Origin of the sequence: Microbacterium forte (assembly GCF_031885415.1) — a bacterium.
Classification (GTDB): Bacteria; Actinomycetota; Actinomycetes; order Actinomycetales; family Microbacteriaceae; genus Microbacterium; species Microbacterium forte.
Genome location: NZ_CP116871.1, coordinates 2221099 through 2237638, shown reverse-complemented (window position 1 = coordinate 2237638; position 16540 = coordinate 2221099). Strand labels below are relative to the sequence as shown.

General features: G+C 68.4%; 18 protein-coding genes. 9 read left to right on the top strand and 9 right to left on the bottom strand.

Annotated features, from left to right (window positions below):
- Positions 1 to 19 precede the first annotated feature (19 nt).
- The 3 genes from OB895_RS10725 to OB895_RS10715 form a co-directional block, all read right to left on the bottom strand.
- Complete coding sequence (locus tag OB895_RS10725; RefSeq protein ID WP_042540715.1) at positions 20 to 223, bottom strand: helix-turn-helix domain-containing protein; 204 nt, start codon at positions 221 to 223, stop codon at positions 20 to 22.
- On the bottom strand, positions 223 to 711 hold the full coding sequence (locus OB895_RS10720) for a DUF2975 domain-containing protein (protein WP_311877506.1): 489 nt from the start codon (positions 709 to 711) through the stop codon (positions 223 to 225). Before OB895_RS10720 ends, OB895_RS10725 begins: the two co-directional genes overlap by 1 nt.
- Before the next feature lie 455 nt (positions 712 to 1166).
- Entirely contained in the window at positions 1167 to 2384 is a 1218-nt protein-coding gene (locus tag OB895_RS10715; RefSeq protein WP_311877503.1) for an MFS transporter, read from the bottom strand.
- Between the two features lie 99 nt (positions 2385 to 2483).
- Here OB895_RS10715 and OB895_RS10710 point away from each other — a divergent pair, with 99 nt between their 5' ends.
- Complete coding sequence (locus OB895_RS10710; RefSeq protein ID WP_042540718.1) at positions 2484 to 2789, top strand: ArsR/SmtB family transcription factor; 306 nt, start codon at positions 2484 to 2486, stop codon at positions 2787 to 2789.
- A gap of 210 nt (positions 2790 to 2999) precedes the next feature.
- Here OB895_RS10710 and OB895_RS10705 read toward each other — a convergent pair whose 3' ends face one another.
- Positions 3000 to 3758 carry an SDR family NAD(P)-dependent oxidoreductase gene (locus tag OB895_RS10705; protein WP_311877500.1) on the bottom strand — a complete coding sequence of 253 codons (759 nt, stop codon included), beginning with the start codon at positions 3756 to 3758 and terminating at the stop codon, positions 3000 to 3002.
- A gap of 1 nt (position 3759) precedes the next feature.
- Positions 3760 to 4038 (bottom strand): helix-turn-helix domain-containing protein, encoded by a 279-nt coding sequence (locus tag OB895_RS10700; protein ID WP_056376399.1) that lies wholly within the window; start codon positions 4036 to 4038, stop codon positions 3760 to 3762.
- 79 nt (positions 4039 to 4117) lie between these two features.
- Between OB895_RS10700 and map the strand changes: the two genes are divergently transcribed.
- Entirely contained in the window at positions 4118 to 4906 is a 789-nt protein-coding gene (gene map / locus OB895_RS10695; RefSeq protein ID WP_311877498.1) for a type I methionyl aminopeptidase, read from the top strand.
- A gap of 3 nt (positions 4907 to 4909) precedes the next feature.
- Here the strand turns inward: map and OB895_RS10690 are convergent, their stop codons facing one another.
- Positions 4910 to 6439: a glycosyltransferase family 2 protein gene (locus OB895_RS10690; RefSeq protein ID WP_311877496.1), complete on the bottom strand. Its 1530-nt coding sequence runs from the start codon at positions 6437 to 6439 to the stop codon at positions 4910 to 4912.
- A gap of 241 nt (positions 6440 to 6680) precedes the next feature.
- On the opposite strand from OB895_RS10690, the gene OB895_RS10685 reads away from it, so the two are divergent.
- From OB895_RS10685 to OB895_RS10675, 3 genes are read left to right on the top strand one after another with little or no spacing between them, the layout of a single operon-like run.
- Positions 6681 to 7268 (top strand): PadR family transcriptional regulator, encoded by a 588-nt coding sequence (locus tag OB895_RS10685; protein WP_042540719.1) that lies wholly within the window; start codon positions 6681 to 6683, stop codon positions 7266 to 7268.
- A gap of 24 nt (positions 7269 to 7292) precedes the next feature.
- Positions 7293 to 8984: an ABC1 kinase family protein gene (locus OB895_RS10680; RefSeq protein WP_311877492.1), complete on the top strand. Its 1692-nt coding sequence runs from the start codon at positions 7293 to 7295 to the stop codon at positions 8982 to 8984.
- A 47-nt stretch (positions 8985 to 9031) separates the two neighbouring features.
- A complete protein-coding gene (locus tag OB895_RS10675; protein WP_311877490.1) occupies positions 9032 to 11026 on the top strand; it encodes a BCCT family transporter in 1995 nt (664 codons plus the stop codon).
- A 151-nt stretch (positions 11027 to 11177) separates the two neighbouring features.
- Here OB895_RS10675 and OB895_RS10670 read toward each other — a convergent pair whose 3' ends face one another.
- A complete protein-coding gene (locus OB895_RS10670) occupies positions 11178 to 12806 on the bottom strand; it encodes an SDR family oxidoreductase (protein ID WP_079112041.1) in 1629 nt (542 codons plus the stop codon).
- A 90-nt stretch (positions 12807 to 12896) separates the two neighbouring features.
- On the opposite strand from OB895_RS10670, the gene OB895_RS10665 reads away from it, so the two are divergent.
- The 3 genes from OB895_RS10665 to OB895_RS10655 all read left to right on the top strand — a co-directional run bounded on the left by OB895_RS10665 (position 12897) and on the right by OB895_RS10655 (position 15053).
- Positions 12897 to 13145 (top strand): hypothetical protein, encoded by a 249-nt coding sequence (locus OB895_RS10665; RefSeq protein ID WP_079112042.1) that lies wholly within the window; start codon positions 12897 to 12899, stop codon positions 13143 to 13145.
- 56 nt (positions 13146 to 13201) lie between these two features.
- Positions 13202 to 13375, top strand: a complete 174-nt coding sequence (locus OB895_RS10660) for a CsbD family protein (RefSeq protein WP_079112043.1) — start codon at positions 13202 to 13204, stop codon at positions 13373 to 13375.
- 112 nt (positions 13376 to 13487) lie between these two features.
- Complete coding sequence (locus OB895_RS10655; RefSeq protein ID WP_311877481.1) at positions 13488 to 15053, top strand: MFS transporter; 1566 nt, start codon at positions 13488 to 13490, stop codon at positions 15051 to 15053.
- A 45-nt stretch (positions 15054 to 15098) separates the two neighbouring features.
- Here the strand turns inward: OB895_RS10655 and OB895_RS10650 are convergent, their stop codons facing one another.
- Together OB895_RS10650 and OB895_RS10645 are read right to left on the bottom strand one after the other, a co-directional pair.
- Entirely contained in the window at positions 15099 to 15656 is a 558-nt protein-coding gene (locus OB895_RS10650; RefSeq protein WP_056375338.1) for a MarR family winged helix-turn-helix transcriptional regulator, read from the bottom strand.
- On the bottom strand, positions 15656 to 15913 hold the full coding sequence (locus OB895_RS10645) for a hypothetical protein (RefSeq protein ID WP_042537280.1): 258 nt from the start codon (positions 15911 to 15913) through the stop codon (positions 15656 to 15658). The genes OB895_RS10650 and OB895_RS10645 overlap by 1 nt, the downstream gene beginning before the upstream one ends.
- A 120-nt stretch (positions 15914 to 16033) precedes the next feature.
- On the opposite strand from OB895_RS10645, the gene OB895_RS10640 reads away from it, so the two are divergent.
- Positions 16034 to 16483 (top strand): MarR family winged helix-turn-helix transcriptional regulator, encoded by a 450-nt coding sequence (locus tag OB895_RS10640; protein ID WP_042537278.1) that lies wholly within the window; start codon positions 16034 to 16036, stop codon positions 16481 to 16483.
- The last annotated feature ends 57 nt before the right edge of the window (positions 16484 to 16540 follow it).

Here is a 16540-nt window from a genome sequence, read left to right as displayed (position 1 = left end):
GTCGCAGGCCTCCCGACCCTCACGCCTCCCAGCGCAGGATGTCGCCCGGCTGACACTCCAAGACCTCGCACAGAGCGTCGAGGGTCGAGAAGCGCACGGCCTTCGCGCGCCCGTTCTTGAGCACAGCGAGGTTCGTGGGGGTGATGCCGATGCGCTCGGCCAGCTCGCCGACACCCATCTTGCGCCGCGCCATCATCACGTCGATATCCACGACGACGGGCATCAGATCACCTCGTTGTCGAGCTCCGAGCGCAGCGACTGTGCTTCGGTGTCGCGCTCGATGGCCTGTCGCAGCAGCGCCTTCATGACGACGACCAGCAGGGCGATGCCGCCGAGCACGACGCCCGCGCCGCCGATGAGCGCCACGAGGCCCGGCGCGGCCGAGCCCGGGGCGAGTATCGCCGCGAGGATCCAGGCGAGTGCCGCGGCCGCGAGGATCGCTCCGATGATCACGTCGATGTAGCGGAACGACGAGGTCGAGAAGATCGATCCGCGGCGCACTTTCGTCAGCAGCATCCATACGCAGATGCCGAAGACCTGCAGGGTGCCGACGCCGAGAACCACGATCGATACGAAGGCGATCCGGCCCCACAGCTCTTCGGCCGCGAGGTCGATCCACAGCAGCGGCACGATGAGCGCCTGCACCGCCACGGATCCGATCAGCGCCACCACGATCACGACCTTCAACACCACGATCGTCGACTTCCCCATGACTCCACCTCTCATCGAGCAACAACAGAAATCTATCGTTAATCGTTCGATAGGGGAAGTCGGCGGATGCGGGACGTGGCGCTTCGGGAGGAGATCTGCCCTTCGGGAGGAGGCATTCGCGCGAAGTCTCCTCCCGAGGCGCAGTTCTCCTCCCTACGAGGTGAGCACCTTGTGATGCGGGTCCTCTCGATGCGGGCTCCCGAAGAGGGCTGTGAGCCCCGCGGGGACGCGGCGCCTCGGGAGGAGATCCGCCCTTCGGGAGGAGGGATTCGCGCGAAGTCTCCTCCCCAGGAGCAGATCTCCTCCCTGGGGCAGGTCTCCTCCTGAGGCGCAGTTCTCCTCCCGAAGAGGTGAGCACTCTGTGATGCGGGTCCTCCGATGCGGGTCCTCTCGCTGCGCACCCCGATGCGGCCTCACGAAAAGTGAGGGCCCGCGCGCGCCAACCCCGCGCCCGCCTACTCCGCGCGGCGTACCCGCAGCACGAGAGCCACCACCGCGAGCACGATGACCACGACCCCGTATCCCACGCACACCGCGCCGAGCCCGAACACGCCGACCAGGGTTCCGGCGACGACGGCCGGCACGCCGAATGCGAGGTACGCGAGCAGGTAGATCACGGCGAAAGTGTCGGCGCGGTCGGTGGCGGGGATGCGCGGTGCGAGTGAGGCGACGACTCCGGAGAACGCGGTGCCGAAGCCCATGCCGGTCACAGCCGTCGCGGCGAGGTAGAAGGGGAGCGACTCGACGCTGAGCGCGATGAGCGACAGTGCCGTGCCGGTCGCGAGAGCCGCGGTGCCGAAGATCACAGAGGTGCGCGGTCGGCGATTGCGGAACACGAACGCGGTGATCGCGCCGATGCCCGCCAGCATCGCGACGGCGAGGCCCTGCCAGACATGCGCGTCGCCGCCGAGCTCGGTGCGCACGATGTTGGCGCCGAGCGAGAGGAAGAGCCCGCCCGTCGCCCACCCGGCGATGATCGCCGGTGCGCCCCGCCAGAAGTCCGAGCGGATGCCGGCGGGCACCGACAGCCGGAAACTCAGCGACCCCCACGCCCCAGGATGCAGCGGTGCAGTCTCGGGTGCGAGGAAGAACAGTGCGGCGAGCGCGAGGTAGATGACGGTGAGCGGTGCGAAGACGTCGAGCAGCGGTTGGCCGGTCACATCGAGTGCGATGCCCGAGACGAGCGCGCCGAGCGCCAGGCCGATTCCGGGGCTGAGGGCGTTCCAGAGGGCGGCGACCCTCGAGCGTCCGCCGGGTGCGAGATCCAGGGCAGCGGCCGAGAGTGCTGCGATGAGCACACCGCTCGCGGCACCTTGCAGGATGCGCGCGAGCATCAGAGTCGCGACCGAGTCGGCGTGCCAGAAGAGCAGCATGCTGCCGGCGAGCAGCAGGAGCCCGCCGATCGCGACGGGACGGCGTCCGATGTGATCGGAGAGGGAGCCGGCCGAGAGCAGCGCGAGCAGCAGTGCGATTGCGTAGACGGCGAAGACCGCGCTGATGACGATCGCGTCGAATCCGATCTCGGCGGCGAGCACCGGATAGAACGGCGACGGAGCGCTCGCGCCGGTCATCATCGCGATCTGCGTCACGATCGCCAGCGCGAATCCGAACCGCGGGCGGCGGATGGCGGATGCTGGCCCCGGGGTCGTGGTGATCGGTGCCGTGGTGGTCATGCGTGCTCCCGCGGGGTCGGTCTCGAGTCCTGAGTTCGAGAATCATCGAACTATCGGAGCGTACTCGCGTTCCACGGATTGTTCAACTATTCTCGAACCATGCCAGGCGAACTCCCGCACCCGGATCGCTCCGAGATCCAGCTCACCGACGTGCTCTTCGCGCTCAGTGACCCCGAGCGCCTGGCGATCGCGCGGCAGCTCGCCGACGGCCCGCTCGACATGGCCGCGTGCCACTCGACCGATCCGAACCTCCCCAAGTCGACCAAGTCGCACTTCATGAAGGTGCTGCGTGAGGCGGGTGTGATCCGCAATGAGGCCAACGGTCGGCGACGGCTGCTGACGCTGCGGCGCGACGATCTCGACGCGCTGTTCCCTGGGCTGCTCGAGTCCGTTCTCCGGGCCTGAACACCGGTCCGCGCGCGGGGAGCGAGCTCGCCGCTCGGGAGGAGATCTGCCCCTCGGGAGGAGAGATTCGCGCGAAGTCTCCTCCCCGCGGACAGATCTCCTCCCCAAGGTGTGCGAGCCCCAGGGTGTGCGAGCCCGAGGGTGTCTGCCCGAGTGTGCGAGACCGAGGGTGTGTGCCCGAGGGTGTGCGGGGCCGAGGGAGCGGCGAGCTCAGCGGAAGTACGACGCCCCGTTGAGGTCGAGCACGGTGCCCGAAGCCCATACCGCCGAGGAAGACGTGAGGTAGGCGACGGCATCCGCCACCTCTTCGGGGGTGCCGACGCGACCGAACGGGCTCTGCCCGCGGATGCTGTCGCCCTGCTCGCTCTCGAGCTTCGCCGACTGTCGCTCGGTCGCCACCATGCCGGGAGCGACGGAGGTCACCGAGATGCCATGCGGGGCGAGAACGAGGGCCATCGACTGGCCGAACGCCTGCAGCCCCGCCTTCGTCGCGGCGTATGCGGGGTGGTCGGCCTCGCCGCGAAACGCTCCACGCGACCCGACGTTGACGATCGCCCCGCCGGATCCGCGCTCGATCAGGTGCTGCGCGACGAGAATGGTCACGTTCGACGCCCCGAGCAGGTTGACCGACACCATCGCAGACCAGGCGGCCTGCCACTCGGCATACGACGCCGAGTCGACGCGATGCGCGTTGGCAGCGCTCGGCGCGACCGCGGCGTTGTTCACGAGGATGTCGAGCGAACCCAGGGCGGCGACGGCCTCCTCGACCACGCGCTGCGCCTCGACCGGATCCCCGAGGTCGCCGCCGATGACCGCGTGCCCCGATCCCTCGAGTGAGGCGAGGGTCTGCTCTGCGGCATCCCGATCGCGGCCGTAGTGCACGACGACATGGTCGCCTCGGCGGGCGAACGCCTGAGCGACCGCGCGACCGATGCCTCGCGAGCTGCCCGTGATCAGCGCATGCGCCATCTCAGGACGCGACCTGCGCACGACCGATCGCGTGCACCGGCGGCTCGATCTCGGCCCAGACCGAATCGAGCGAGAGGTGCAGCACACCGGCGATCGCCGCGATGGTCGAGAAGGCGGGAGTCGCGACCCGACCCGACTCGATCTTGCGCAGAGTCTCGGGTGAGACGCCCGCGTCGAGGGCGACGCTCAGCATCGACCGCTCGCCGCGCGCTCGCCGCAGCAGGGCGCCGAGACGCTCTCCGCGTTCGACCTCGGCGGGAGTCAGGGGCATGCGAACCATCATGTGCCCATTCTAATACCGGGATAGTATTACCGGGATAGTTATTGGACTGACCACGACGCCGAATGCGGAGACCACAATGATCGAGATCCTCAACGACGACCAGCTCGCCCGGGCGAGGGATGCCGGGGCGCTCGTCGGCAGCATCCTGCAGTCGCTGAAGCAGCGCACGACGGTCGGCGTGAACCTGCTCGACCTCGACCGCTGGACGAAGCAGATGATCGAGGACGCCGGCGCAGTGTCCTGCTACGTCGACTACGCCCCGTCGTTCGGCCGCGGGCCCTTCGGACACTACGTCTGCACCGCGGTGAACGATGCGGTGCTGCACGGGATGCCGCACGACTACGCGCTCGCGGACGGCGACCTGCTCACCCTCGATCTCGCGGTCACTCTGCACGGGATCTCGGCGGATGCCGCCATCAGCTTCGTGGTCGGCGACAGTGTCGGATCCACCGACGATGCCGCATCCGCGGATCTGGCGATGATCGACGCGACCGAACGGGCGCTCGCCGCGGCCATCGCCGTCGCCCGCCCGGGCGCCCGCATCGGCGACCTCTCGCACGCGATCGGCACGGTGCTCGGCGATGCCGGCTACCCGATCAACCTCGAGTTCGGGGGCCATGGCATCGGCTCGACGATGCATCAGGACCCGCACGTCGCGAACGCTGGGCGCCCCGGTCGTGGCTACACGCTGCGCCCTGGTCTGCTGCTCGCGCTCGAACCGTGGGTCATGGTCGACACCGACGTGCTGGTGACCGACGCCGACGGCTGGACCCTCCGCAGCGCCACCGGCTGCCGCACAGCCCACACCGAGCACACGATCGCGATCACCGAGACCGGAGCCGAGATCCTCACGCTCCCGCGCTGATCGTCACTTCTTGCGCGACCCGCTCCGCACGCGGCGCACCGCACGGCCGGCCAGGTCCTTGAGCCGCCCACCGGGCCACTGCCGGCGCAGCTCGACAGAACCGCCACGCCCGACGACCGGCGTGCACGTGCGACCCGCGAGCAGCGGCGAGTGCCCCGCGGCCGCGAGGGTCTCGGCATCCGCGGTGAGGGGCACGTCGAACGTCCACCCCGCCCGCCTGACCGTCACGAACAGCTTCGCGCCGCGTGACTCGTCGGCAGGCCCGAACACCTTCAGCGGATCGATCGCGACCGAGATCGCACCGAGGCTGCGCGGATGCACGGAGGCGATGCGACGCTCGACCCCTGCGGCCTTGTCGCGCAGCACCAGCTCGACCTGATCGTTCTGCAGCTCGCGCCCTGCTTCGAGCAGAGCGGTCGGCAGGCCGTCCATCGACACCGGCAACGAGGTCAGACGCCCCGTGCCGTGTTCGAACACGAGGGCTTCCTGTCCATCGCGGGTGACCGAGACGTCGAACGTCAGATACAGGCCGCCACCCCGCGACCACCGGGCCGACGTCACGACCGCGCGGCATTTCATCTCCATCTCGAACCGTGCGAAGCTCACCAGGTCGGCCCGCCGATCGGCGCGCAGCAGCCCTGCCCGGATGCGGTTCGGGAACGACAGGCCGCCGTCGACGCCCGGTCCGAATCGGCGCTTCGCGAGCGGCCCGACCACGTCGATCAGACAGTCGCGATACTCATCCGGATAGCCGAGGAACTTCTTGCCGGTCAGCCGCTTCAGGATCTTTCCGCGGAACCAGTGACGCAGCAGCCTGTCGCGCAGTCGCCCGGGCTCGGTGAAACGCTCGACCAGGTCGAGAACGGCCTCGAGATGAGGGAAGTACGTCTCCGGCTCGATGCGCGACGAGCTCGCGCTGCCCGCATGCTTGACCCACGCGTAGCAGGGCTGGCTCGCGAGGATCGAGATCGTCGACGCCTCGAAGTATGCCCGCATCACGAACAGGTGATCTTCGAGCCGCACCTTGCCGTCGGGGAAGCGGATGCGGTTCTCGCGCAGGAACGAGGTGCGGAACATCTTGTGCGGCGTCAGCATCTCGAGCAGCGGATCCTCGCCGAGGCGCGCCCGGGGCACGTCCTTCCGGAAGATCCGGCTCGGCAGCCGGCGGCCGATGCCGACCTCCTTGCCCACCACGACATCGGAGGAGTGCTGGTCGGCATAGTCGCAGAGGGCTTCGAGGGCGCCGTCGTAGAGCCAGTCGTCCTGATCGACGAACTGGATGTACGTGCCGCGTGCATCGTCGATGCCGTGGTTGCGCGGGGTTCCCGGCCACCCCGAATGCGCAAGGTACGCCACGCGCACGTAGTCGCGATCGCGCGCGATCTCGACCAATCGCGCGGCCGTCTCCTCGCCCGAGCCGTCGTCGCACAGCAGCACCTCGAACCGGTCGTGATCGAGCGTCTGTCGGTCGAGGGAGTCGATGAGTTCGTCGAATGCCGCTCCCGGTCGGAACACAGGGACGACCACGCTCACCCGGATGGAAGTGGACGCAGGGGAAACGGCAGCAGAATTCGACATCGACATCAGTGAAACATCGTCGGCTGTGGAGCGCAGGGGGCTTGCTTTCAGGAGCCCGTGCGTGCAGTGCGCGTCAGCGCCCCTGGGTGTGAGCTGCGCACATCCGCCGGAGTTTCTCGACGATGCCGGATTCCCACCCGGCACTCAGCCTTAACGATATATCGTTGACTATCGCTCACCCTTCCGGGAGGTCATCATGAACAACGCATTCCCCTCGAACCCGTTCGGCGGATCCGGCTTCGGCTCGGGCCCCGGCGGACCCGCATCCGCGATCTTCGATGCCATGGACCAGCTCCGCAAGACGTTCGAGCAGCGCCCCAGCGGCGGCTCGCGCATGGCGAAGGGAGACGTCCGCACCGCGGTGCTGTCGCTGCTCGCCGAGAAGCCGATGCACGGCTACCAGATCATCAACGAGATCGCCGATCGCAGCGGCGGTTCGTGGAAGCCCAGCGCAGGCTCGGTCTACCCCACGCTGCAGCTGCTCGCCGACGAGGGCCTCATCGAGGCCGATGAGCAGAACGGTCGCAAGACCTACTCGCTCACCGAGGCCGGCCGTGCCGTCGCCGCCGAGCACACCGAGACCCCTGCCCCGTGGGAGTCGCAGTCGAAGGGCGAGGGCTCGCACGACAACCCCCGCTACAGCGCACTGCCGAAGGCCGGTGTCGACCTCGCGGCCGCCGCCGCAGCGGTCGGTCGCAGCGGCAGTACCGAGCAGGTGCAGCAGGCGGTCGAGATCCTCGATGAGGCCCGCCGTAGGCTGTACTCGATCCTCGCTCAGGACTGATCGCACACGACCCAGGGACGACACATGACGGATGCTGCGGCGCAGGGCGCCCATCGTGCCCGGTACCGCCGCATCCTGTCGTTCGCGGCGCGCGAGTTCATCAAGGTCTGGTGGTTCGAGCTCGTGCTGCCGCGCTTCGGCATGAGCTCGATCGCCGAGCGCACCCGCGCCCCGCGCATGCAGCGCTTCGCGAAGCGGTTCCACGTGCTCGCGGTCGAGCTCGGCGGACTCATGATCAAGGTCGGGCAGTTCATGTCGTCGCGCCTCGACGTGCTGCCCCCTGAGATCACGAAAGAGCTCGAGGGCCTGCAGGACGAGGTTCCGGCGGTGCCGTTCACCGGCATCCGCGCGGCCGCCGAGGCCGAACTCGGCATGCCGCTGGAGCAGGCGTATGCCTGGTTCGACGAGAATCCGGTGGCCGCGGCATCCCTGGGCCAGGCGCACCGAGCCCGCCTGTCGGCGCAGGATGCCGTCGACACCGGACTCGCGAACGTCGTCGTCAAGGTGCAGCGTCCGGGCATCGACGAGATCGTCGCGGTCGACCTCGCGGCGCTGCGCCGCGTCGCTCGCTGGGCGATGCGCGTCAGGCTCGTCAGCGACCGCGTCGACGCCCCCGGCCTCGTCGAGGAGTTCGCCCAGACCAGCCTCGAGGAGATCGACTACCTGCACGAGGCCGCGAGCGCCGAGCGGTTCCGGGAGAACTTCGCCGGGGATGCTCGCGTCGACGCCCCCGAGATCGTCTGGGAGCGGTCGACGCGCCGCGTGCTCACGCTGTCCGACGTCACGGCGATCAAGATCAACGACACCGATGCTCTGCGTGCGGCGGGCATCGATCCGTCGGAGGTCGCCGACGTGTTCGCGGAGGTCATGTTCGATCAGGTGTTCACGCACAGCTTCGTGCACGCCGACCCGCACCCCGGCAACATCTTCGTGACGCCGGAGCCGGCATCCGCCACCGGCAGGAACTTCCGCCTGACCTTCATCGACTTCGGCATGATGGCCGAGGTGCCGGACAACCTTCGCGACGGCCTGCGCACGCTGCTGATCGCGGTCGCCGGTCGCGACAGCCGCGGGCTCGTCACCGCGGCGCAGGAGATCGGCGTGCTGCTGCCGTCGGCCGACACCGCCGAGCTCGAACGGGCGCTCCGTGCGCTGTTCGCCCGCTTCGGCGGCATGGGCTTCGCCGAGCTGAGCAAGGTCGACCCCCGTGAGTTCACGGACTTCGCCGACGAGTTCGGCGACATGGTGCGCTCGCTGCCGTTGCAGCTGCCCGAGAACATGCTGCTGCTGATCCGCGCCGTGTCGCTGACCTCGGGCATGTGCTCGAGCCTCGACCCCTCGTTCAACGTGTGGGATGCTGCCGAGCCCTACGCCGCACGGCTGCTGCGCGACGAATCGGGCAACCTCATGCAGGACATGGCGCAGCAGGCCATGGAGACCGCCGCCGTCACATACCGCCTGCCCAAGCGCATCGACGCGATCATCACCCGCGTCGACGACGGCAACGTCACGTTCGACACCTCGGCCCTCGAACGCCGCCTCGACCGACTCGAAGGCATCGCGCGCCGCATCGGCTCGGGGGTGCTCTTCGCCGCGATGCTCGTCGGCGGCGCGCTGCTGGTGCCCTCGATCCCGCCGCTCGGCATCACGCTCATCTGCGTCTCGGCACTGCCCCTGCTGCACTCGGTCTTCGGCGGTCGCCGCCAGCCGCGCTGACGGGCCGACCCCGGCCGCAGAATGCCGGCATGGGAGAATTGGTTCCCATGGACACTCCGGACGACACCCCCACCTCACGGACCGACGCTCCGAAGACCAACACCGCCGCAGTCCGACAGGCTGCGAAGGCCACGGAAGCCGCCCAGAAGATCGTCCGCGACATCGCGGCCGTGCCGCCGCGCGGCGTGCACCCCGCGCTCGTGCCAGGGGTCTCGGTCGAAGAGACCGGGCGCACCTATCGCACCGATCCGCTCGTCTTCGGCATCGCCGTCGCGCTGACAGTCGCCTTCATCGCATGGGGAGTCTTCGCGGGCGACAACCTCTCGGGCACGACGTCCACCGTGCTCGCATGGGTCGTCGAGTACTTCGGCTTCTTCTTCACGACGATCGCCACGGTCATCCTCGTCTTCATGCTGTTCATCGGCTTCAGCCGCTACGGACGCATCCCCCTCGGCCGTGACGACGAAGAGCCCGAGTTCTCGATGTTCTCGTGGATCTCGATGCTCTTCGCCGCCGGCATGGGCATCGGGCTCGTCTTCTGGGGCGCCGCCGAGCCGCTCACCTTCTTCGAGAACCCGCCGCCCGGCACCGTCGAGGCCGACACTCTCGAGGCCATGCACACCGCGCAGGCCCAGGTCCTCTACCACTGGGGACCTCAGGCGTGGGCGTTCTACGCGCTCGTCGGTGGCGCGATCGCCTACGGCGCGTTCCGCCGCGGCCGCACCCCGTTGATCTCGTCGATCTTCGCCCCGCTGCTGGGTGAGGGCCGCACCACGGGCCCGCTCGGCCGCACGATCGACATCTTCTCGATCATCGTCACGCTGTTCGGCACCGCCGCATCACTCGGCCTCGGCGCACTGCAGATCGGCCACGGCGTCGAGATCGTGAGCGGCATCGGCGAGCTCGGCAACGGCGTGCTCATCGCCGCGATCGCCGTGCTCACGGCCTGCTTCATCGCATCTGCCGTATCGGGCGTATCGAAGGGCATCCGCGCGCTCTCCAACATCAACGCGGTCGTCGCGCTGCTGCTCGCCTTCTTCGTGTTCTTCGTCGGTCCGACGCTGCTCATCCTCAACGTCATCCCCTCCGTCGCCGTGCAGTTCCTCGGCGACCTGCCCGAGATGGTCGCCCGCTCGGCATCGCAGGGCGATGAGGCGCAGATGTTCCTGTCGAGCTGGACGATCTTCTACTGGGCGTGGTGGATCTCGTGGTCGCCGTTCGTCGGCATGTTCATCGCCAAGATCTCGCGCGGCCGCACGCTGCGCCAGTTCGTCTCGGTCGTCATCGTCGTGCCCGCCGTGATCTCGCTCGTGTGGTTCGCGATCTTCGGCACGACGGCGATCCAGCAGCAGATGAACGGCGCGAACCTCTCGGTCGATCCGCCGGAGGAAGTGCTCTTCGGCGTGCTCGAGAACCTGCCGTTCCCGCTGATCACCAGCATCGTCCTGATCCTGCTCATCTCGATCTTCTTCATCACCGGAGCCGATTCGGCCTCACTCGTGATGGGCACGCTCTCGCAGCAGGGCCGCCCCGAGCCGTCTCGCTGGGTCGCCGTGGTGTGGGGAGTCCTGGTCGGCGTGATCGCCGCGGTGCTGCTCGTCACCGGCGAAGAGGGCAGCGGTCTGAGATCGCTGCAGAACGTCACGATCATCGCCGCTCTGCCGTTCGCGGTGATCATGGCGTTCATGATGGTCGCGTTCATGAAGGACCTGCGGCGCGACCCGATGATCCTGCGCGAGCGCTATGCCCGCATGGCCGTGCGCCACAGCGTCATGGCCGGTCTCGAGGAGTACGGCGACGACTTCGCCCTCGTGCCGGTCGAGTACGACCACTCGGGAGACGACCTCGCCTGGATCGACGAGGCCGACGTCGACGACAGCCTGGCCGAGGTCTACGCGACGGCCACCGAGGCGATCGACATCATCCCCGCCGACGCCGCCAGCTCCACGGATGCGGATGCGGATGCAGGTGCGGATGCGGATGCGGGTGCAGGTGCGGACGCAGGATCGGACCCCTCCGGCCTCGCCGAGCGCCCTTCCTGACCTCACGCGTCGCGGCGCCGGTCCGTACGCGGTGCGGGGTCGAAAGTGCATCCGAATCAGCCGTTTCCGGTGCGAAATCGACCCCGCACGCGAGTCGCGATGCGACATCGACCCCGCGCGCGGGATGCGCACGCGAGTCGCGCAGGCGGACTCAGACCGCGGCCGTCTCCGACTCGGCAGCGGTCTCGCCCGGAGCGGTCTCGTCACCCGCGACGGTCTCGACCGGCACGGCCGCGGCGGCGGTGATCTTCGCCGCCATGCCCGCGAAGATGAAGCCGTGGAACGGCAGCACACCGAGCCAGTACAGCCGACCGGCGAGCCCTCGGGGGAAGAACACGGCGCGCTGCTCGTAGCGCGACCCGTCGCCATCGGGCAGCGCGCGCAGCTCGAGCCACGCATCGCCAGGAACCTTCATCTCGGCGCGCAGGCGCAGCAGTCCGCCGCTCGCGGGGGAGGAGTCGGTCTTGCGGCCGGGCTCTTCGACGGCCTCGACGCGCCAGAAGTCGATGGCGTCGCCGACGCGCGCCTCGGCCTTGCTGCGGCGCCCACGCCGAAGGCCCACGCCGCCGACGAGGCGGTCCATCCACCCGCGCACGGCCCACAGGAACTTCGACGAGTACCAGCCGTTCGAGCCGCCGATGCCGATGATCACGCGCCACAGGCCGTCGACCGGTGCGTCGGTGCGCAGCTTGCGCGTATCGGTGAACACCGTGCGGCCGGCCCAGTCGGGGTCGCTCGGCAGCGAATCGCTCGGGGCGCCCGAGACCTCGGCATCCTTCCAGCTCGTCTCGATGGTGTCTGCGGCGTCGCGACCCAGCGCGAGCGAGACCGCCGTGCGATACGGGGTCAGCCCGCCGTCCGGCTGCGGAATGAGGTCATCGATCGCGTGGTCCTTCACGATGCACTCGTTCTGCAACGACGCGACCAGCGGGCGGGCGATCGACCGCGGAACCGGGGTCACGAGATTGACCCAGTGCGACGCGAGACCGGGGGTCAGCACCGGCAGCGCGGCGATCGCACGCTGACGGAGTCCGGCTTCGAGCGCGTATCCGTTCATCATCTGGCCGTATCGCAGCACGTCGGGTCCGCCGATGTCGACCGCGCGGTTCACGTCGTCGTCGACGCGGGCAGCGCCCAACAAATAGTGCAGCACGTCGCGCACGGCGATCGGCTGGATGCGGTTGCGCACCCACTTCGGCGCCGGCATGTAGGGCAGCACATCGGTGAGGTGGCGGATCATCTCGAACGATGCAGACCCCGAGCCGATCACGACGCCCGCCTGCAGCACGAGCGTGGGCACGCCCGACTCGAGGAAGATCTCGCCCACCCTCACGCGGGAGCGGAGGTGCGGCGACAGCTTCGCGTCCTCGGGATGCAGTCCGCCGAGGTACACGATCCGGCGCACTCCGGCCTTGGCCGCGGCATCCGCCACCGTGGTGGCCGCTCGTTCGTCGCTCTCTTCGAACCCCTTGCCCGCGGTCATCGAGTGGATCAGGTAGTAGACCACGTCGACATCCGTCATGGCCTCGGCGACGGCTTCGGCGTCATCGGCCGAGCCCTCGACGATCTCGCAGTCGGGACCCCAGGGGAAGGATGCCGCACGCGCGGCGTCACGGGCCAGTGCGCGCACCCGATATCCGGCGTTCAGCAGTCGCGGGGTCAGCCGCCCGCCGATGTATCCGGTGGCACCGAGCACCAGCGCGCGAGGTGCCGATCCGTCGTCGCGGGGGAGGGCGCGCAGGGCTTCTTCGTGCCCGGTGGGCTGCGTGAGCTCGGTCATGACTCGAGCGTAGGCGCGAATCCTGAAGTTTTCACTAGGCTGGCGAATCACTAGTTCATCTAGTAATCTTTTCACCGAGGAAGGGGAATCATGTCGACAGCAGCGCAGTACCGCACACGCCGCGACCTCCGATCGCGCCGTCTCGTTCCGATCGACCCCGTCGACGTCGCTCCGCTCTCCGCCCGCGCGGCCGTCGGCCGTTCGACGGGGATCCGACGCGTCCCGGTGGCCCCTGCGCGACCGCCCCTCTGGAAGTCCGCCGGAGTCGCCGGCCTCATCGCGGTCATCGCCGCGGCAACCCTGCCGCTGGCGGCCTCCGCGCTCGACATCCCCCTGTGAGACGACATCACAGCACCCCGACCGCAGACCACCGCTGGTAAGAGAAAGGATCCCCCATGGGACTCGATGACAAGATCAAGAACACCGCGCAGGACCTCGCCGGCAAGGCGAAGGAAGCCGTAGGCAAGGTGACCGACAACGAGAAGCTCGAGGCGGAGGGCCGCGCCGACCAGGCGAAGGCCAACGTCAAGCAGGCTGGCGAGAACGTCAAGGACGCTTTCAACAACTGACAACAGTGACACAGAGCGGGGAGGCGGCGTATGCCGCCTCCCCGCCTTGTGTGCGGCCTGTCGTACGACGCGGATGCCGCAAGAGAAGGAAGATGGCACGATGTCCGATCCCATGAAGAGCACCCCCCTGAGCCTGTGGCAGCGACTGATCCGTCGCCTGCGGCCGGTGACGGACGAACCGCGACGACTCACGGTCGACGATGTCACCGTGGTCGACCGCCCGATGCTGCGTCGCGCCGTCGCCGGCACCGTGGTCGGCAACCTCATGGAGTGGTACGACATCGGCGTCTACGGCTATCTCGCCGTGATCATCGGACGCGCGTTCCTGCCGGATGCGTCCGCCGGAGCGCAGTCGCTGTTCTCACTCGGCGTGTTCGCCGTGACCTTCGTCGCCCGTCCGCTCGGCGGCGTCGTGCTCGGCCAGCTCGGTGATCGTCTCGGCCGCCAGCGCGTGCTGGCCTTCACGCTGATCATGATGGCGGCGGCGACGTTCCTCATCGGCGTGCTGCCCGACTTCTCGGTGATCGGCATCTGGGCGCCGATCCTGCTCATCGTGCTCAAGCTCGCACAGGGCTTCTCGACCGGTGGAGAGTATGCCGGTGCCACGACGTTCATCACCGAGTACGCACCCGACAAGAGTCGCGGCTTCTATGCGTCGCTGCTCGACCTCGGGTCGTACATGGGCTTCGCGATCGGTGCCGCGTTCGTGTCGATCCTGCAGCTGACGCTCTCGGCGGAGACGATGCAGGGCTTCGCCTGGCGCATCCCGTTCCTCGTCGCGCTGCCGCTCGGACTCATCGCGATCTACTTCCGTCTCAAGATCGAGGACACCCCGGCGTTCCAGGAGGCGCAGGACGCGGCGAAGCGCGCGGCTGACGACGCTCAGGCCTCGCCGGATGCGCCGAAGGGCGTCATCGCGCTGATCCGCGCGTACTGGCGCGAGCTGCTCACGGCGTTCGTGCTCGTGGCCGCCGCCAACACCGTCGGGTACGCGCTCACCTCGTACATACCGACCTACCTCACCGGCACTCTGGGCTACGACGAGGTGCACGGCACTCTGCTCACCCTGCCCGTGCTCGTGGCGATGGCGCTCTGCATCCCGCTCACCGGCAAGCTGTCCGACCGCATCGGGCGCAAGAGGGTGCTGTTCATCGGCTCGATCTCGGCGATCGTGCTCGCGGTGCCGTCGTTCCTGTTCATGATGCACGGCGAGATCTGGTCGACGCTGCTCGGGCTCGTGCTGCTGGCCTTCCCGGTGACGTTCTACGTGGCGAACCTCGCGTCGTCGCTGCCCGCGCTCTTCCCCACGTCGTCGCGCTACGGCGGCATGGGCATCTCGTACAACCTCGCCGTCGCGCTCTTCGCAGGCACCGCGCCCGTGGTGATGGAGGCGCTCGTGCAGCTCACCGGCTCGTCGCTGGCACCGGCCTTCTATGTGATCGGCACATCGGTCGCCGGCTTCATCGCCGTGATCGTGCTCAAGGAGTCGGCGCGCCGACCGCTGCCCGGAGCGATGCCGAGCGTGCAGACCATCGAGGAGGCCGTCGAGCTGGTCGAGACGCAGGAGGAGAATCCCGACCTCGATCTCGATGAGCTGTTCCCCGAGCGGGTGGCGGTCGCAGCGGATGCCGAGGGAGAGGCGGACGCTCAGGCGAAGGGCGACGTCGACAGGGCCTGATCGGAGCGTCGGGTGGCCGGCCGATCGTCGGCCGGCTCTCGACGATCACTCGCCGGAGGACTCGGATTCCTCGTGCGAGCGGATGACCTCGCGCAGTTCCTGGTCGAGATCGGACGCCTCTTCGATGGCCGAGGTCATGCCGGCGAGGAACCGCGTGACCACGGCGCGCTCCTTGTCGCTCATCTCGTCGACCAGTGCCAGCATCCGCCTGTGCATCGCACCGAGGGTCTCGCGAACCTCGTCGTCGCTGCTGACCGTCGGCACCACGATTCCGGCACGTCGATCGGTCGGGTGCGGCTCTCGCCTCGCGTGCCCGCCCTTCTCCAGGCGGTCGATGAGCGTCGTCGTCGATGCGGTGGAGATGTCGAGCATGCGGGCGATGTCGATGGCTCGCACGATGCGGCCGGCCCGCTGCTCGCGCAGCAGGAAACGCAGGGCGACGAGGTCGGTCTCGTTCATCTTCATCGAGATGCGTGTGCGTTCCCGCATCGCGGTCTCGGCCGCGCGGTAGCGGCGCAGCAGGTTCAGGACGTCGACGGTGCTGGCGCTGTCGGCCTCGGGATACCAGTAGCCGGAACGGCTGAACTCCTCAGAGCGCTCCATCACGCCACCTCGCCATCATCGCTCAGGCTTTCTTCACTTCCACGGGGTTCCGCCTCGCGTGCGAGCATCTCGGCCGCGCCGGACTCGACCTCGGCCGGCACGATACGGAGTATCCCGCCGGTGATCGCGTCGTGTTCGGCGGTGACGATCTGATCGATCCGCCACGCAGGCACGGAGGGGAAGTCCGCGCGCAGACGGTCGATCATGTCGGCGTACATGATGTACCCGGCATCCTCGAGTGCGAATCGCTCGACCATGAGGCCCCTTTCCCAGAATCCCATCATCTCACTTCATCAGAGTGGCTGGTCGCATTGGATTTCGCTAGGCAACCTGGTTACCTGTTTGTCGAGTACCATGGAAGGGTCAGGGGGTGACGCATGAGCAGCAGGACTGAGACGACGACGCGGGCGACCGAACTCGTCGCGCGTGTCGACGAACTTCGCAGGGCCGAGGCCCAGTTCGGGCGACGCCTTGCCGCGGTGCGCGCGCCGAACGACACCGACAGGGAGGCGATGAGGTACATCCTCGACGCCCCTGACGACGCCCCCGCCACGCCGGGTGGCCTCGCCGCTCATCTGAACGTCAGCACGGCGGCGATCACGAGCCTGCTGCGTCGACTTCAAGAGCGCGGTCAGATCGTCGTGGCGCCGCACCCTGCCGATGCCCGCTCCAAGGTGCTGCGCCCGTCCCTCCGCGATCTCAACGCGCAGGCCGATGAGCTGACGCAGCGCATCGAGTCGCTCGCCAGCGAGTTCACCCCGGAGCAGACCGATGCGATCACCCGGTTCCTGCGACGCCTGGCCGAGGAGATCGGCGACCTCCCCTAGGTCGGACTGTGATTTAGCTAGGTAACCTAGTAATCTATTTCTCAACGTAATGTTCGT

Bases quoted from the DNA above. Each gene is read 5' to 3' on its own strand.
- OB895_RS10725 (WP_042540715.1), bottom strand. From the start codon at position 223: ATGCCCGTCGTCGTGGATATCGACGTGATGATGGCGCGGCGCAAGATG.
- OB895_RS10720 (WP_311877506.1), bottom strand. From the start codon at position 711: ATGGGGAAGTCGACGATCGTGGTGTTGAAGGTCGTGATCGTGGTGGCG.
- OB895_RS10715 (WP_311877503.1), bottom strand. From the start codon at position 2,384: ATGACCACCACGGCACCGATCACCACGACCCCGGGGCCAGCATCCGCC.
- OB895_RS10710 (WP_042540718.1), top strand. From the start codon at position 2,484: ATGCCAGGCGAACTCCCGCACCCGGATCGCTCCGAGATCCAGCTCACC.
- OB895_RS10705 (WP_311877500.1), bottom strand. From the start codon at position 3,758: ATGGCGCATGCGCTGATCACGGGCAGCTCGCGAGGCATCGGTCGCGCG.
- OB895_RS10700 (WP_056376399.1), bottom strand. From the start codon at position 4,038: ATGGTTCGCATGCCCCTGACTCCCGCCGAGGTCGAACGCGGAGAGCGT.
- map (WP_311877498.1), top strand. From the start codon at position 4,118: ATGATCGAGATCCTCAACGACGACCAGCTCGCCCGGGCGAGGGATGCC.
- OB895_RS10685 (WP_042540719.1), top strand. From the start codon at position 6,681: ATGAACAACGCATTCCCCTCGAACCCGTTCGGCGGATCCGGCTTCGGC.
- OB895_RS10680 (WP_311877492.1), top strand. From the start codon at position 7,293: ATGACGGATGCTGCGGCGCAGGGCGCCCATCGTGCCCGGTACCGCCGC.
- OB895_RS10675 (WP_311877490.1), top strand. From the start codon at position 9,032: ATGGACACTCCGGACGACACCCCCACCTCACGGACCGACGCTCCGAAG.
- OB895_RS10670 (WP_079112041.1), bottom strand. From the start codon at position 12,806: ATGACCGAGCTCACGCAGCCCACCGGGCACGAAGAAGCCCTGCGCGCC.
- OB895_RS10665 (WP_079112042.1), top strand. From the start codon at position 12,897: ATGTCGACAGCAGCGCAGTACCGCACACGCCGCGACCTCCGATCGCGC.
- OB895_RS10660 (WP_079112043.1), top strand. From the start codon at position 13,202: ATGGGACTCGATGACAAGATCAAGAACACCGCGCAGGACCTCGCCGGC.
- OB895_RS10655 (WP_311877481.1), top strand. From the start codon at position 13,488: ATGAAGAGCACCCCCCTGAGCCTGTGGCAGCGACTGATCCGTCGCCTG.
- OB895_RS10650 (WP_056375338.1), bottom strand. From the start codon at position 15,656: ATGGAGCGCTCTGAGGAGTTCAGCCGTTCCGGCTACTGGTATCCCGAG.
- OB895_RS10645 (WP_042537280.1), bottom strand. From the start codon at position 15,913: ATGGTCGAGCGATTCGCACTCGAGGATGCCGGGTACATCATGTACGCC.
- OB895_RS10640 (WP_042537278.1), top strand. From the start codon at position 16,034: ATGAGCAGCAGGACTGAGACGACGACGCGGGCGACCGAACTCGTCGCG.